Raw genomic sequence first — 14,564 nt, forward strand, 5'->3', positions numbered from 1 at the left:
AGCGAGGTACGCCACCGATGTCCGCACCGATTAGGTGTCGACGCTCGCCTTTTTGTAAGATTCTCGTTCGATATCCTGAATTTCGACGCAGAGCTGAACATGTGAATTAGCGTGCAATTTGCAGACCTGCTTCAGTATTAGGAGCAAGCTTTCCGAAAGCGCACGCTTAGCTTCAGTTGTAGGGTGCGCCGCGCGTACCGTTTGGTCGTTGAATCGCTGATGTCGTCTGCTGAGATTGCCGGCCGGTGGTAGACCGGCGGCTACTCACTTTTCTTGCTTCGCCAAGAAAAGTAAGCAAAAGAAGGCGACCGCACAGTCGCTGCCCTTCGGGTTCCCGCTTGTGCAGGTCAAAAAATGGGAAGTGTCCACAACTCGCTGCGCTCAGACATGGACACTTCTTTTTCCATTTTCTGCCCTGCACAAACGGCAGCACCACAGCGGGTTGCAGGTCAACTGCAAATTCAAAAGTAACTTCAACTTCAACTTCAAAAACACATCAACGGCGCAGCGTAATTCTTCGCTATGTAGTAACCGGCAATTACCTACTGCTTTCAAAACGCGCCAACAATAATGTTCCGCAATTTCAAACAATGAGGAGACATCATGGCTACGAAAAAATTGTTGATGCTGGTCGGGGATTTTGTTGAGGATTATGAGGTGATGGTGCCTTTTCAGGCTTTGCTGGCAGTCGGGCATCAGGTGCATGCGGTGTGTCCTGATAAGAAGGCGGGGGATTTTGTGGCTACCGCGATTCATGATTTTGAGGGGCAGCAGACTTATACTGAGAAGCCGGGGCATCGGTTTACCATCACGCATGATTTTGCGGCGGTCGATGCGGCTAGCTATGACGGGTTAGTGATTCCGGGTGGCCGGGCGCCGGAGTATTTGCGCTTGAATCCGCAGGTGATTGCCTTGGTGCAGCACTTCGCGCAACACAAGAAACCGATTGCGGCGGTGTGTCACGGTGCGCAGATTTTGGCGGCGGCCAAGGTGCTGGAGGGGGTGCGTTGTTCGGCGTATCCGGCTTGTCGTCCCGAGGTGGAGTTGGCGGGCGGGCATTATGCCGATATCGCGGTGACCGAGGCGGTAACGGACGGCAATTTTGTGACTGCACCGGCCTGGCCTGCGCATCCGGCGTGGTTGTCGCAGTATCTGGCTTTGCTCGGTACGCGAATCGCCTTGTAGCATCTGGCATCGGGACTATAATCGTTGGATACCCGATCATGATTGATCAGGTATCCAACGATGTTCTGAAGGAGTTTGTATGTGCGAAATTTTCGTCAAGGCAGATCCCAATTTATATGCAGCCAAGGCGCGCTCGATCCGCCTGCATGGTGTGGTGACGTCGATCCGTTTGGAAAAATTATTTTGGCAGGTATTGAGCGAAATCGCCGAACGCGATGGGATGAATATCAATCAGCTGATTACCAAGCTTTACGACGAACTGATCGCTTATCGTGGTGATAGCGGCGAGATCGATAATTTTGCCTCGTTCTTGCGGGTGTGCTGCCTGCGCTATGCCTCGCTGATGGCGGATGGCGAGATTTCGCCGGATAAGAATCTGCCTTTGTCGGGCTTGCGGACCAAGCTTGCCGCGATCAATGCGTATTTACTGTGACGTTATCCAACGTCAAAATTCAAAACAAGGCGCAGTAAAGTGCAAGGCTGAATAGATCGACGGATAGCAAATCCGCCGATTTCAGTTCACTCTCATTTTTGAACGCACTTCACTGTCTTTGGTTTCTGTTCGGTCAGTACCAGCGACATGATCGCCAGCGCAGGCAATAACACGGTTGACAGCAAGCTTGGCGCACCGACGATGGCTGAGGCGATGATGGCGCCGGCCCACAGCACGGAATTGATGATCAGGGATGGACGATTCATGTTAACTCCTATGGTGTTGAATAGCGGTAGCGAACAGGTCGGATGGAGGCCAACCTGATTTGATATTAGCAGAAGCAGGGAAAGTTGCTCAATAATCTGGCATCGATACATCAAGCCTGAAACAAAATCCCAAGGCACCTGGCCGCAACCGCAATCCCGGTGCGCCTTTCCGGCGCAATCGGCTGGAAACCCGCGTCAATAGTGCGGATTGGCGGAGGTGCTTGACAATTTTTTATTCGATTTCCAACCGAAAACAATAAAACGCATAATCTTTCCCGATTGCAAAATACTGAGTTTATAATCAGGCATATTTTCCAAACAGAGATGAAAAAAATGATGGAAGCCCATATGTCCTCGCAGATCCGTACCCTGTCGTATATCGAGAATGAAGACCATCCGGTATTCGGTACCCTGGTTGAGCAGATTTTGCATTTGCTGAATTCCCGGCTGAGTTTTAGCGATATTCTGATTCATCAAAATAGTCCGATCATGCTGCGCCAGCCCAAGGGTTTGGTGGCGGTCACGGATTCGCCGATTACCAAGGAAGAACTCGAAGAGTTTTTTGAAGTGATTGAGCCGAACTGGTCAGCGCGGATACAGGATCGCGCTTTTGACCGTTCGATCGACCTGAATACGGCAAGGATTCGGGCCAACTGTTTTACGTTTCAGGGCAAGAAGCGTCTCGGTTGCGTGATCCGCCGCTTCCCGCGCGAGCCGATGGCGTTGAGTCAACTGGGTTTGCGTCAGTGCGAACAGGATTTTGCCAAGCTGACCAGCGGCCTGATCTTGATCATTGGCGATACCTGCCAGGGTAAGTCGACCACGATTGCCTCGATGCTGGATCAGATCAACAAGACGCGCTCCGGCCATATCATCACCATCGAAGATCCGGTCGAGACCCTGATCCCGCAACGCAAATGCATCATCACGCAACGCGAGGTCGGTTTTGACGGCGACGTTGAGAGCTATTATCTCGGCGCGCTGGATGCCTTGCGCGAGCGTCCCGATGTGATCGTGATCGGCGAGATTCGCGATGCCCAGACCGCGCAAGAAGCGCTGGCGCTGGCGGAATCGGGACCGCTGGTACTGGCGTCTCTGCATGCCCGTTCGACCGAGCTGGGTCTGCAAAAAATGCTGCGCCTATTGGGGAATGGCGAGCCGCAAGCACAGGCGCTGGCGCAGGCTTTACGCGGCGTCTTGTGCCAGGCTTTATTGCCGTCTGTGGAAGGGGAGCGCTACTACCTGGCGACTGAATGCCTGACGTCCAGTCCAGCGGTGGCCAGGATGATAGAAACCGGCGGCATCTCAGGTTTGCGCGCCTTGATGGATGCCGACGCGGGCAAACAGCACCCCGGTTGCTTCTCGATGAACGCTGCTTTGAAGCAGCTATTGAGCGAGAAAAAAATCAGCCTGGAAGATGCGCGCAATGCGACTACGGATCGCATCGGCTTTCTCGACACACTGAAAAAATAATTTTTGCTCAGAGGCGATTCGGTATCGATGGTGAGCGTGGACCGCAGCGCGCCACCGATATCGGGTCGCGTTTTTCGCTTCAGGCAACCACCGTGACACCCTTCCAGAAAGCCACGAAGCTGCTGATTTGTCGGGCTGCATCTTTCGGATGTTCATAAGTCCAGGCGGCATTCGGATTGACCTGATCGCCGACTACTACGTCGAAGTAATTTGCCACGCCTTTCCAGCCGCAGACCGTTTCTTTCCCGGTACGGCGCAAATACGTTTGCTGAACGCAATGTCGCGGAAAATAAATATTCCCTTCGACCACGACGGCCTCCGATTCCGAGGCTTCGGCGATGACTTGATTATTCCAGATGGCAGTTGGCATACGATTCCTTTCTACGGTCAGCCGGTAGCGGCGGTGTGATGGAGAATGCTGCGGGCGAGACGGATGCCGGTTCTTTGCCATCTGGCCGTGGACGGGAAAAAATTCCGGTAGCTGACGCTGGAATGTGCTTTCGGCGTGAAGCACGACGAGCCGCGCAGCACATATTGATTTGCCATGAATTTACCGTTGTATTCGCCGATCGCCCCTGCCGCAGTTACGTAGCCGGGATACGGCGCATAACTGCTGCTGGTCCATTGCCAGCAACAATCAAAGAGTTGCGCTATCGCGCAATCTTGACCGTCCTTACGCGCCGCATATTCCCATTCCGCTTCGGTCGGCAACCGCGCGCCTGCCCAGCTCGCATAGGCCGCCGCTTCAAAATACGACAGGTGGCAAACCGCTTGCTGCGGATCGAGCTGGCGCAAGCCGTGCAGGCTGAACTCTTGCCAGCTTGATGCTGGGCGCCAATACAGCGGATGCAGTATCTGCTGCTGGCGTATCCAATCCCAGCCTTCGGCCAGCCAGTGAAGGGGATTCTGATAGCCGCCGTCCTCAATAAAAGCCAGATAGTCGGCATTGCTGACCAGTCTTGAGGCCAGCTGGAACGGCTCGATAAATTGCCGGTGTCTGGGCATCTCATTGTCGAAGCAAAAGCCTTGCTCCGCATGTCCTATATAAAATAAATCTTCTGTAAATTGCAGCCATTGCAGCGGCGCTTCAGCACTGGCGTCGATGTCAGAAACAGGATGCGGCTCTGCACTCGTGAGCATCGCCGGATACATGGGGTTGCACGACAATAAATGTTTGAGATCGGTCAGCATCAGCTCCTGATGCTGTTGTTCGTGCTGGATCCCGAGTTCGACCAGGTCGGATAGATTTGCAGAAGGCGCTTTGTCTAACAAATGGTGCAGGCGCTGATCTATGGCATGCCGGTATGCCAGCACCTCATCGAGGCCGGGACGGGTCAGCAGGCCGCGCTGCGGGCGCGGATGCTTTTCGCCTATCCCATTGTAGTAAGAGTTAAACAGCAGGCGGAAGGCCGGATGGAAGGGCGCAAAATCCGGCTCGAATTCAGCCAGGATGAAGGTCTCGTAAAACCAGGTGGTATGCGCCAGATGCCATTTAACCGGACTGGCATCGGGCATCGATTGCGCTGCGGCGTCTTCGGCCGACAAGTACGCCGCGATGCTGAGCGAACGCTCCCGGACTTGTTGCAGCCTGCTCAGTTTATTCGGTAAGTTGGGTGAGGGCATAGCGATGTCAGCCAGATCAAATAGCTTTAGCATAGACCACCGCAAACCAGCCGGCATCGTCGGTCCAGTGGCGGGATTGTCCAAAACCGGCGGCATTCAGCAAGGCCAGGAATGAGTCCAGGCTGTATTTGTAGCTGTTTTCGGTATGAATCCGCTCGCCGCGGATAAAGTGCCGGTGCTCGCCGGGCCAGCGTATCGTCATCTCGCTACGCGCCTCCAGATGCATTTCTATCCGCGATTTGTCGGCATTGAAGAAAGCGCGGTGCTGCCATTGGTGCACGTCAAAATCCGTTCCCAACTGCTGGTTAATATGCCGCAGTACGTTCAGGTTAAAGGCGGCTGTGACGCCCAGATCATCATCGTAGGCGGCATTCAATACCGCATGCTCCTTGATCAGGTCAATTCCGATCAGGATGCCGCCGCCGTTTCCGCACAGAACGCGCAATTGCTTGAGAAACGCGAGCGCCATTTCAGGCTCAAAATTGCCGATCGACGAGCCGGGATAAAAGAACAGGCGACGTTCGTTGCGCACCTCGCTCGGCAAACTCCAGTCCTGCGAAAAATCGATACCGAGCGCCGTCATTTCTATGTGCGGAAAACGTTGTTGCAGGCGTCCGACCGCTTCACGTAAATGATCGACAGAAATATCGATGGGCACATACTGATCGGGATGCAATTGCGGAAACAGGCGCGCCGCTTTTGCGCAATTGCCGGCACCCAGATCGATCAGGGTGCCGCCGGGGCCTATCGCATGGGCGATATCGCTTAAGTATTCGGAAATAATACTGGCTTCGGTGCGGGTCGGATAATACTCGGGCAGCACGCAGATGGCCTCGAACAGGACCGAGCCAACCGCATCGTAAAAATATTTAGGCGAGGTCGTTGCCTTGTCCGCTAACAGTCCCGCGGCAAGTTCTTGCTGGATTGGCGATGGTGCGACGGCCGGTGTGCCGCAATTATTTTCGTTATCAATGTCAGACATAAACCACCTTCTGTAAAAACTTCAGCCAGGACCAAAATTGGATGGGTGACAAGAACGTTCATCCGCCTGGATGGCGGGCAGTACATCTGATCTGACGGTGATCAGATTGATTCACGAACTTTATGATTGTTTGATAATAACTTGAATCAATGACCAGCGTTTGACATCGCCGCATCGACGCTTTTCTGTTGCCATCCGACATGTTGCGGGGGATTGTTAACCATCGATGTAATATTTTTGCGCTTTGCTACAAATTTGCTATAACTAAATAAGAGGCTTTGCGCAATTTTTTGCTTCTGATCACCTTCTTGGCAAGCTTGATGAACACTATTTGCCAATAGCGGCGCTCGACGCAAAGCCTCCAGGAGACCTTTTTGCAAAAAAATGGAGGCTATTATGAAACGCCGACTGTATTTCTTGCTCCCCGATGTAGCTAGTGCCAGGGCGATGCTGGATGAGTTATTACTGGCGCGTATAGAAGAACGTTGTTTGCATTTTCACGCAAAAGAAGGCACCCTGCCGCGTGACATGCCGGAAGCGAATTTTTTCCAAAAAACCGACTTGATCCATGGGGCCGAGGTGGGCATGGTAATCGGCGCATTTTCCGGATTGCTGGCGGGTAGCTTGATCCTGATTTTCCCTCCTGAAGGCATAGAATTGCGCACGGTAGCCTTGCTCGTTGCGACCATTGGCGGCGCGATTTTTGGTTCTTGGGCATCGGGTATGGCTGCGGCAGCTATTCCGAATTCCCGGCTCAAACAGTTTAGCGATGACATTGAACGCGGCCAGGTTTTGCTGATGGTCGATGTACCTTATCATCGCATTGCCCAAGTCGAGGATATGATTGCCAAGCGTCATCCCGAAGTCCGTTTCGGCGGAGTAGAGCCGCATATACCTGCATTCCCTTGATGCGGGATATCGGGTAGCCGGTGCGTGACTGATCGATGTGGGTTTTTTATCGGACCGGCGTCGATGACTCACGCACTTGTCGTATGACCCAGGCAGCGTCATCGAGCGGCAAATCATGTCCGGCTGTCGGGTGCAGGCGTAGTTCGCATTGCCATTTTTTTGCCAAAGTGCGGGAGCACACCGGATTGACCAGATCGTCTCGTTCCCCCGCCAGCAGCAGCAGCGCTACCGGCGGTTTTTGCGCGGGTGCGCGGTAGCGTAATGCGGCGAGTAATTGGCGCAGGATATTTCCGGTGGAAATCGGACAGGTCTGCGCATAATCACCCCATTGTTTCAAGAGCGGTGCTGCGTGTGCCGTGCCGCTTTGTTTGCTGGTGATACGCAAAATCAATTTTTCACGATCTGCCGCACTGCCAAATAACAGTGCGTACAGCAAGGCAGCATAATTCTTGGGACGCAGGCGTTGGTAGAATGCATTATGCGGCGCCAGACTGGTGTTGATCAGCACCAGTCTGCTGAGTTCGTCCGGATACGCCTCGGCCCATGCGACCGCAACCATGGCACCCAGGGAAACTGACAGAATCTTGTAAGGCGGCGCGTAGCCGCGCTCTTGCAATTCATGGCGGCAAAATTCGGCCATTTCCATGACGCTGCGCGCACTGTCTTGCTGATGCAAATTGCCATTTCCCGGAAAGTCCAGCGTCACGATGACTTCGTCGCTACAGGCTTCTTTAAGCTGTGTAACGAAGTCACCCCAGTGGCGCGATTCCCGCATCAGGCCGCGCAGCAGTACCCAGGTCATGGGCGATACCAGCGGGCGACGGCACGCTCTTGCAGGCGCAGGCGACTCGGCCCCTGTGCCAGCCATTGCTGATGTCCGCAGGTGGCGCGCATCAAAAAATCCAGCCAGGAAGTATGCCGTCGCAATACTCTTTGCAGGCGATGCTCGGCAATCGGATTGAACATGCCGTGACGCGAGAACAGCTGGCGCGGATTTTTCTTCACCCATAACCATGACCCCATTTCCAGGGTCAGCGGCAAAAAGGTGTTGCCATGATGTTGCTGCGATTGCAGATACAGGTAATCCCAGATATCGCCATGCGTCCGGTATTGCAGGCTTTGCGGTTCAAACAGGTAATGATGATTCGGGTGGGTTTGCTCGAATAATTCTTCCAGCGACAAGATGTCTGCCAGGTGCGGTATCGGATGCACATCGTGCGCATGAGGGAACCAGACCCGGTCGCGCAGGCCGAAACCGGAATGGCAATCGATCGCCATGCTGAAAGAGCGGTTTAACAATTCCTTTTGCACGACGCGGCATAGCGCCTGATTCTCGATTTCCATCTCGGCATCCGCTAGGCCGCGATACCAGGGCAGATGCCGGCTGATGCGATGGCCGCCGATTAAAAAGGGAACTTTGCCCGCGGCATCGACCGGTGCATTGCGCATCAGATCGACACCTTGCGGATTACAGCGTGTCGATTGCCACATCCCGCCCGGATTGATCAGCGGCATAAACACCAGGCGCACGTCCTGCAACAAATAATGCAAGCTTTTATCCCATGCCAGGCGCGTCAATAATCCGCGTAAAAAGCTCAACAGGACTTGCGTACCGATCCGCTCCAGGCCATGGATGCCGCCAAAAAAACCGATCGCCGGCAAGGTGGGATCAGGATTGCCGAGGCAGATTTGATAGACCGGAAAACGTTGATGCGACGTACTGACTTCGCAGACGATCTCCGCTTCAAGATGGCCGCGACCCAATTCCAGTATACGTTCCAGCTCTTGCAATTCTGGTAAGGCGGGCATGGTGAGGTCGGGGGAGTATAGAAACCCAGCCATGCTAGTGGAGTCACCTCAAGAACGCAAGATGAATACCGCGATGAAAAATAAAAACCAGGGACAGCCAAAAATGTTCTTTTGGAAAATATAATGACTGCACTATTTTCAAAAATGCAAATAAAAATGAACCTGACACAGACAAGGCAAGTGGGTGGCCGGTTTGTTCGAAGCGTTCAGTCCCATCTGCTGGGCTGCCACGGTGTACGTCAGCATGCGGTTCGGCTGGGTCGGGCTGATGCCGCTTGCGCTCGTCATCCTGTTATTGGGAGTCGCATGGTTGATGCGGATTGAACGGGATTTGACATAGTTTATTATCTATAGCCGGATCAATTGCAACCGGACTTAGGTAAAAATAAGCGCAGAGACACTGTGCGGTGTGCCCGGTTTGCGTAAGTTGCCTTTAATTTTGACGCGTATTTTTTTATCCATTTCACCTTAAGATTTTGAATTCAACATCATGACAAAAATTATCTCAGCCAACTTGAACGGCATACGCTCTGCGGCGAAAAAAGGCTTTTTTGAGTGGATGAATAAGCAGCAGGCCGATTTTGTCTGTGTGCAGGAATTGAAGGCGCAGGCAGACGATATGACGGACGACTTCTTGACGCCGTATGGCTATCACGGGCATTTTCATTATGCGGAGAAAAAAGGCTATTCCGGTGCCGGGGTGTATAGCAAGACCAAGCCGGATGCGGTGGAAATCGGTTTCGGCAGCCCTGAGTTTGATGCCGAAGGACGCTATGTGCGCTGCGATTTCGGTAATTTATCGGTGATTTCTGTGTATTGCCCTTCGGGGTCTTCCTCGCCTGAACGCCAGGAAGCCAAATTCCGTTTTATGGATTTGTTCATGCCGCATCTGGCAGCATTGATTGCAGAAGGCCGGGAACTGGTCATCTGCGGCGACTGGAATATCGCGCATAAAGAAATCGACCTGAAAAACTGGAAAAGCAATCAAAAAAATTCCGGCTTTTTGCCGGAAGAGCGTAGCTGGATGACCAAGCTGTTTGAGGAATTGGGATGGGTCGATGTGTACCGTCGCTTGCATCCGGAGACCACTGGCGATGCCTATACTTGGTGGAGCAATCGCGGTCAGGCCTGGGCCAACAACGTAGGGTGGCGCATCGATTATCACGTAGCGACTTCGGGTATCGCCGCGAAAGCAAAGCGCGCATCGATCTACAAAGAGGAACGCTTCTCAGATCATGCGCCCTTGATTATTGAATACGCTTAAACCTTCATATACTCCGATATAGTATCGGCATAATGTGCCTGATTGCGCTTATATACATTGCGCAATCAGGAAATGAAACTGCATACTCTCATTAAATCGGTATAAAAACCGGCATAATCAAGAAACTTTGCCAAGCAAATTGGCGATGCTTATTTCGCCGCATCGCTACGCATCACCCGGTCTTTTTTAACGCCCGACAATGTACTGCCTTGCTGCTGGACATGCACCTCCAGAGCTTCCAGATCGTGGCCTATGATTTGCCGTTGCTGGCCCTGTTTGAATACGCTGAAACCGTCGCCGCCATCCGCCAAAAATTTATTCACGATGACTTTGTATGAGCGCGTCGCTTGTATCGGTTGACCATGCAAGCGCAGGTCTTGAATGCGCTGCGAGATAGCCAGTGCCGGATTCCAGCGATAACTGAAGCCGTTCGAGACGAACAGTATTTTTGGATCGTCCGCTGCGCGCCCGGACCACTGCTGTTGCAGCAAAGCATGGATCTGTTCGCCCGTCAGGCTCATGCTCACCAATTCATTGCCAAAAGGTTGCACTGCATAGATATCGCCAAAGGTGATTTCCACCGCTTTGCTGTCGGTGACAGAAGGCAGGTCGCTGCGAATCCCGCCGGCGTTCATGAAAGACACATCCGCCGCACCGAAACGCAATCCGAACTGTAATTGCGCATCCGCAATTACATTGCCTAAAGCGCTGTCGAATCCGCCCGCATCAATGGAGCGCGTCAAAGGCGCATTCAATTTGGTGACGACACGCTGACGTATTTCTGTGGTCAGGGCGGCGACTTGATCGACCAGTTGCTGCGCGATCGGATCGGCCACCAGGGCACCTTGATCTACTAGGTAATTCCTGGCATCGGCGGACAGCACTTGATTGCTCTGGCGATCTATGGTGAGTTTGGTCTCGGTCAGATAGGCGCCGTAGCTGCGGGCCTGCACCAGCAAGCGACCGTCGATTTTGCAGGTATAACCCTGATGTGTGTGGCCTGAGACCACCATCGTGACGGCTTTATCCAGCCTGCGGGTAATGTCGATAATCGGGCCTTTCAAACCTTCGCAACGATAGGTCGGATCATTGGCAGCACCGGCATAATACGCTCCCTCATGGATCAGCACGACGATCACAGCGACTCCCTGGGCCTTGATCTCCGGCACAAAGCGATTGATCGCATTGGCTTCTTCATCGAACTGTAAAGTCTTGATGCCTTCGGCGGATACCAAATTAGGGGTGTCCGATGTCACAGCGCCGATAAACGCCACTTTGATATCGCCTACCTGGCGAATCACATACGGTTTCAGCCAAGGCCGCGCGCTGGCCTTATCGATGACATTGGCGGCTATGTAGTCGAATCGGGCGCCCTTGAATCCAGGAAACTCACAGCCACTGGCCGGACAGTCGCCATTCATCTTGCGTTGCAAATCCTGACGGCCACCGTCAAATTCATGATTCCCGACCGCGCTCACATCCAGCCCGAGCTGGTTCAGGCCTTCAATCACCGGTTCATCCTTCAAGATCGATGAACCTATCGGCGACGCGCCGATCAGATCGCCCGCACCGACCAGTATGCTGGCCGACGTTGCTTTTCTGCGGTCTTTTAAGATGCTGGCTAAATAGGCATAGCCACCGGCGGGCTTGGTCGCTGCTTTGCCATTCGTTATCAGCCCTTCGACCGGTGCCAGGTAGGGGATAGGCTTATCCGATTGCAGATTGCCGTGAAAATCGTTGATGCTGAAAATCGTGATTTCGGTCGTGCCGGCTAGCTGCTGTTTCGGCATCGCACAAGCGGTCATTAGCAAGACCGTGAGTAGGGAGGCGGCTGATTTTATGTTGAACATAGCGGTTCCTGAAAAAATAAAACCTGCAATAACGCATTGCGATATTGCAGGCTAGTACAGTTCGGATTGTTATGCGCTGAATTGCTTATTTAATTCAGCGTAGTAACCCCCATTTTTCTGTCGTCAATCAATAGTCGACCGAGAAGGTGACCGACGTTAAACGTGGCGCGCCCATGTAATAGAAGACACCGGCAGCCGCGCTCACTTTAGATTGTGAATTTGAGTTACGATATTTTTCATCAAACAGATTGCTGATACTCAAACGCAACGTTGGCTTTTTGAGGTAAGTTGTATTTGGAAATTGATAGCCTGCATCAAATCCAACGACAGTATAGGCAGGAATTTCTTCATCGTTCACCAATGTGGCTTGTTGCGTGCTGGTATATTTTGCTTTGAGTCGAGCATACCAAACGCCGGTTTCATACTGCGCGCTCAGACCGGCTTTCCACTCTGGAGTCAAAGGCATTTGCTTACCCGCTGTAGGTTGGGTGAGTATTTTGCTGACGACCAAATTATCTTTGATTTCGCTTTTTGCATAGCCCAAAGAGCTATAAAAAGACCAACCGTTGACTGGTGTGTTGCCTAGTTCCAATTCGAAACCTTGCGTCTTTACTTTGCCAACGTTGCTTAAGCTGCTGGTATTGGAAATAGGGTCATAGGCGGTTGCCTGGCGATCTCTAAAGTCAACTGAATATACCGTGGCTTGGCCAGTCAGCTTTTCACTTTGCAAGCGATAACCGATGTCCAGGTTATATGAGGTTTCGGCCTTAACATCTACCGGTAATGTCGCTACACCATTAACAACTGGCAAATTAGAATACACAAAATTTGGCGGAACTTTCATATTTTTTGCCAAACTTGCGAACAACGAGTTGTTGTAATCGATTTGGTAACGAGCGCCTAATTGCGGCAACAATTCGGAGTAGCGCTTTTGAATATTGTAGCCAATGCCATAGCCCTCGCTAGGGTAGTTGGTGAAGTCGCGCTTCATTGTTGGCGCGCGTACGCCTACGTTGACCGTCAACTTATCGTCCATCATGCTGATGGTATCTTGCGCAAAGAACTGGTAAGCAGTACTGATTGTTTTCCAATCACGGCTCTGGAATGGCGTGCCGTCTGGACGCAAAATACGTCCCTGACGTAACCAGATGTCGCTGGCATTACCATTGGCATCCACTGCGACCATAGGACCGAATTGCTCGTGAATTGCCCGTTCAAACCAGAAACCGGCTAATAACTGATTGTTTCCGATTGAATGCGTAACAGATGCGGTGATACCAGGACGATTCGTGCGCGTTACACTACTATTTGCAACGATTACTTTATCTAACGTATCCCCGTCACCATTCAAGTCAACGCCAGCGGTATTTTTTCCTGTAGCGCGATTTAAGAACGCAGATTCAGTTTGCAAACGCTGTTGGTTGCCACCTGTCCCGTAACCATACCAAAAATAAGGAACCACTTTGATATCGGTGTTTTCACCTAAGCGGAACTTACCTACGGCAGACGCAATCACATTTTCAAATGGATTTTTAGTCAATTGGTAGTAAGCATCAGCAAATGCGGGGTTAGCATCGCTACCAGGTTTGCCCGGTGTTGGCGCTACGTGACCAGAGAAGGTTGTGGCGTAATCGTAGTAATAGCCATTTTTTGCCAAATCAGCCAAATTGAAGGTACTGATATTCTGGTTGATGGCCTTGTTATACAAAATCGTACCGTTGATCGAATTGAAGCGATCGAAATCAACGCGGAATCCCATATCGACGTGATCACGGTTGGCGCCGCCCAAGCCCTTCCATTTGTCAGCCTGTGCATGCGATACCGAGATGAAGAAGCGTGAGCGTTCATCCAGCATACCCGTATCGTAACGCACATAGGTTTTAGACAGGTTCAAACCGCCAACCGTTTGCATCAGGCGAATGTTCTTGGTCTTGGATGGATCGCAAGTCGTGATACCGAAGTTACCGCCGGTCGCACCAATCTGGGGAGAGTCAACGTCGGTGGAACCTTGCGTCACAAATTGTGTACAAGTGTTTTCCTGATCGACGAATTCTTGCGGGTAAACGGAAAAACTGCCGGAGTCGTTCACTGGCACGCCGTTAATCGTTGCACCGATCTGATCGCTATTGAAGCCGCGCAGTGTCAAACCGCCGCCGAACAAGCCGGTTGCATCGTAGTTATAGCTATTCACCGCTGGCATCAATTCCAGGGCTTCATAGGCATTACCGGTTGGGCGTTGTTTTGCCAATTCTTCAGCAGTGATCGTGCTGCGTGCCTTTGGCGCGGTTTCTTGCACCATCAAACCCATACCGACTTTTTTGCCGGTGATGGTCACGCGGTTAGGATCGCTTGGTTCGTTGGTTTCTGCTGGTGGCGTTGTTTGTGCATAGGCACTCAAGCAGACTAATTGGCAAGCGACAGCAAGCATCGACAAACGCGATGGAAATGCGGAGGAATTTCTTGATTGTTTCATTTACTACTCCAGGATCAAGGGTTTTTAGAATTCATTGCAAAATGACAAATCAGATGCCAATTTCTTTACTGCTTTAAATACTGCCGATCGATTTCAGTTCAAAACAAAAACATGCTGCAAATAAATTTGAAAATGACTTCCAACTCGCTTTGGAGCGTTGTAGCTGCACAACAAATCCTCATTTTGGGGCATGCAAAACGAGAGGAAGCTAGCAGATTTTGGCCATTGCGCAAACGATTGCTCTCTTAAAAAGAATGATTTGCCGGAGGCTACGCAAACGATTGCTTCATTTTTTAA

13 protein-coding genes are annotated in these 14,564 nt (G+C 51.9%); 5 read left to right on the forward strand and 8 right to left on the reverse strand.

Annotated features, from left to right (window positions below):
- The first annotated feature begins 603 nt into the window (after positions 1-603).
- On the forward strand, positions 604-1,185 hold the full coding sequence (locus tag LPB67_RS13830) for a DJ-1/PfpI family protein (protein WP_262837861.1): 582 nt from the start codon (positions 604-606) through the stop codon (positions 1,183-1,185).
- 79 nt (positions 1,186-1,264) lie between these two features.
- On the forward strand, positions 1,265-1,618 hold the full coding sequence (locus LPB67_RS13835; RefSeq protein WP_262837862.1) for a ribbon-helix-helix domain-containing protein: 354 nt from the start codon (positions 1,265-1,267) through the stop codon (positions 1,616-1,618).
- A 92-nt stretch (positions 1,619-1,710) separates the two neighbouring features.
- On the opposite strand, the gene LPB67_RS13840 is transcribed toward LPB67_RS13835, so the two are convergent.
- Complete coding sequence (locus tag LPB67_RS13840; RefSeq protein ID WP_262837863.1) at positions 1,711-1,884, reverse strand: hypothetical protein; 174 nt, start codon at positions 1,882-1,884, stop codon at positions 1,711-1,713.
- Between the two features lie 336 nt (positions 1,885-2,220).
- On the opposite strand from LPB67_RS13840, the gene LPB67_RS13845 reads away from it, so the two are divergent.
- Positions 2,221-3,357 carry a type IV pilus twitching motility protein PilT gene (locus LPB67_RS13845; RefSeq protein WP_262838169.1) on the forward strand — a complete coding sequence of 379 codons (1,137 nt, stop codon included), beginning with the start codon at positions 2,221-2,223 and terminating at the stop codon, positions 3,355-3,357.
- Positions 3,358-3,436: 79 nt separating this feature from the next.
- Here the strand turns inward: LPB67_RS13845 and LPB67_RS13850 are convergent, their stop codons facing one another.
- The 3 genes from LPB67_RS13850 to egtD are packed head-to-tail and all read right to left on the reverse strand — an operon-like array spanning position 3,437 to position 5,962.
- A complete protein-coding gene (locus LPB67_RS13850; protein WP_262837864.1) occupies positions 3,437-3,727 on the reverse strand; it encodes a DUF427 domain-containing protein in 291 nt (96 codons plus the stop codon).
- Between the two features lie 17 nt (positions 3,728-3,744).
- Positions 3,745-4,980, reverse strand: a complete 1,236-nt coding sequence (gene egtB / locus LPB67_RS13855; RefSeq protein ID WP_262837865.1) for an ergothioneine biosynthesis protein EgtB — start codon at positions 4,978-4,980, stop codon at positions 3,745-3,747.
- A gap of 16 nt (positions 4,981-4,996) precedes the next feature.
- On the reverse strand, positions 4,997-5,962 hold the full coding sequence (gene egtD, locus LPB67_RS13860; RefSeq protein ID WP_262837866.1) for an L-histidine N(alpha)-methyltransferase: 966 nt from the start codon (positions 5,960-5,962) through the stop codon (positions 4,997-4,999).
- Between the two features lie 396 nt (positions 5,963-6,358).
- Here egtD and LPB67_RS13865 point away from each other — a divergent pair, with 396 nt between their 5' ends.
- Positions 6,359-6,871 (forward strand): DUF1269 domain-containing protein, encoded by a 513-nt coding sequence (locus LPB67_RS13865; protein WP_262837867.1) that lies wholly within the window; start codon positions 6,359-6,361, stop codon positions 6,869-6,871.
- A 46-nt stretch (positions 6,872-6,917) separates the two neighbouring features.
- Here the strand turns inward: LPB67_RS13865 and LPB67_RS13870 are convergent, their stop codons facing one another.
- Entirely contained in the window at positions 6,918-7,673 is a 756-nt protein-coding gene (locus LPB67_RS13870) for an alpha/beta fold hydrolase (protein ID WP_262837868.1), read from the reverse strand.
- Positions 7,670-8,680 carry a M14 family zinc carboxypeptidase gene (locus LPB67_RS13875; RefSeq protein ID WP_262837869.1) on the reverse strand — a complete coding sequence of 337 codons (1,011 nt, stop codon included), beginning with the start codon at positions 8,678-8,680 and terminating at the stop codon, positions 7,670-7,672. The genes LPB67_RS13870 and LPB67_RS13875 overlap by 4 nt, the downstream gene beginning before the upstream one ends.
- A gap of 490 nt (positions 8,681-9,170) precedes the next feature.
- Between LPB67_RS13875 and LPB67_RS13880 the strand changes: the two genes are divergently transcribed.
- Positions 9,171-9,944, forward strand: a complete 774-nt coding sequence (locus LPB67_RS13880) for an exodeoxyribonuclease III (RefSeq protein WP_262837870.1) — start codon at positions 9,171-9,173, stop codon at positions 9,942-9,944.
- Positions 9,945-10,093: 149 nt separating this feature from the next.
- On the opposite strand, the gene LPB67_RS13885 is transcribed toward LPB67_RS13880, so the two are convergent.
- Positions 10,094-11,794 carry a bifunctional metallophosphatase/5'-nucleotidase gene (locus LPB67_RS13885; protein ID WP_262837871.1) on the reverse strand — a complete coding sequence of 567 codons (1,701 nt, stop codon included), beginning with the start codon at positions 11,792-11,794 and terminating at the stop codon, positions 10,094-10,096.
- 127 nt (positions 11,795-11,921) lie between these two features.
- Complete coding sequence (locus LPB67_RS13890; RefSeq protein ID WP_262837872.1) at positions 11,922-14,267, reverse strand: TonB-dependent receptor; 2,346 nt, start codon at positions 14,265-14,267, stop codon at positions 11,922-11,924.
- Positions 14,268-14,564 lie beyond the last annotated feature (297 nt).

This window comes from Undibacterium sp. Jales W-56, assembly GCF_025548535.1.
Lineage (GTDB): Bacteria > Pseudomonadota > Gammaproteobacteria > Burkholderiales > Burkholderiaceae_D > Undibacterium.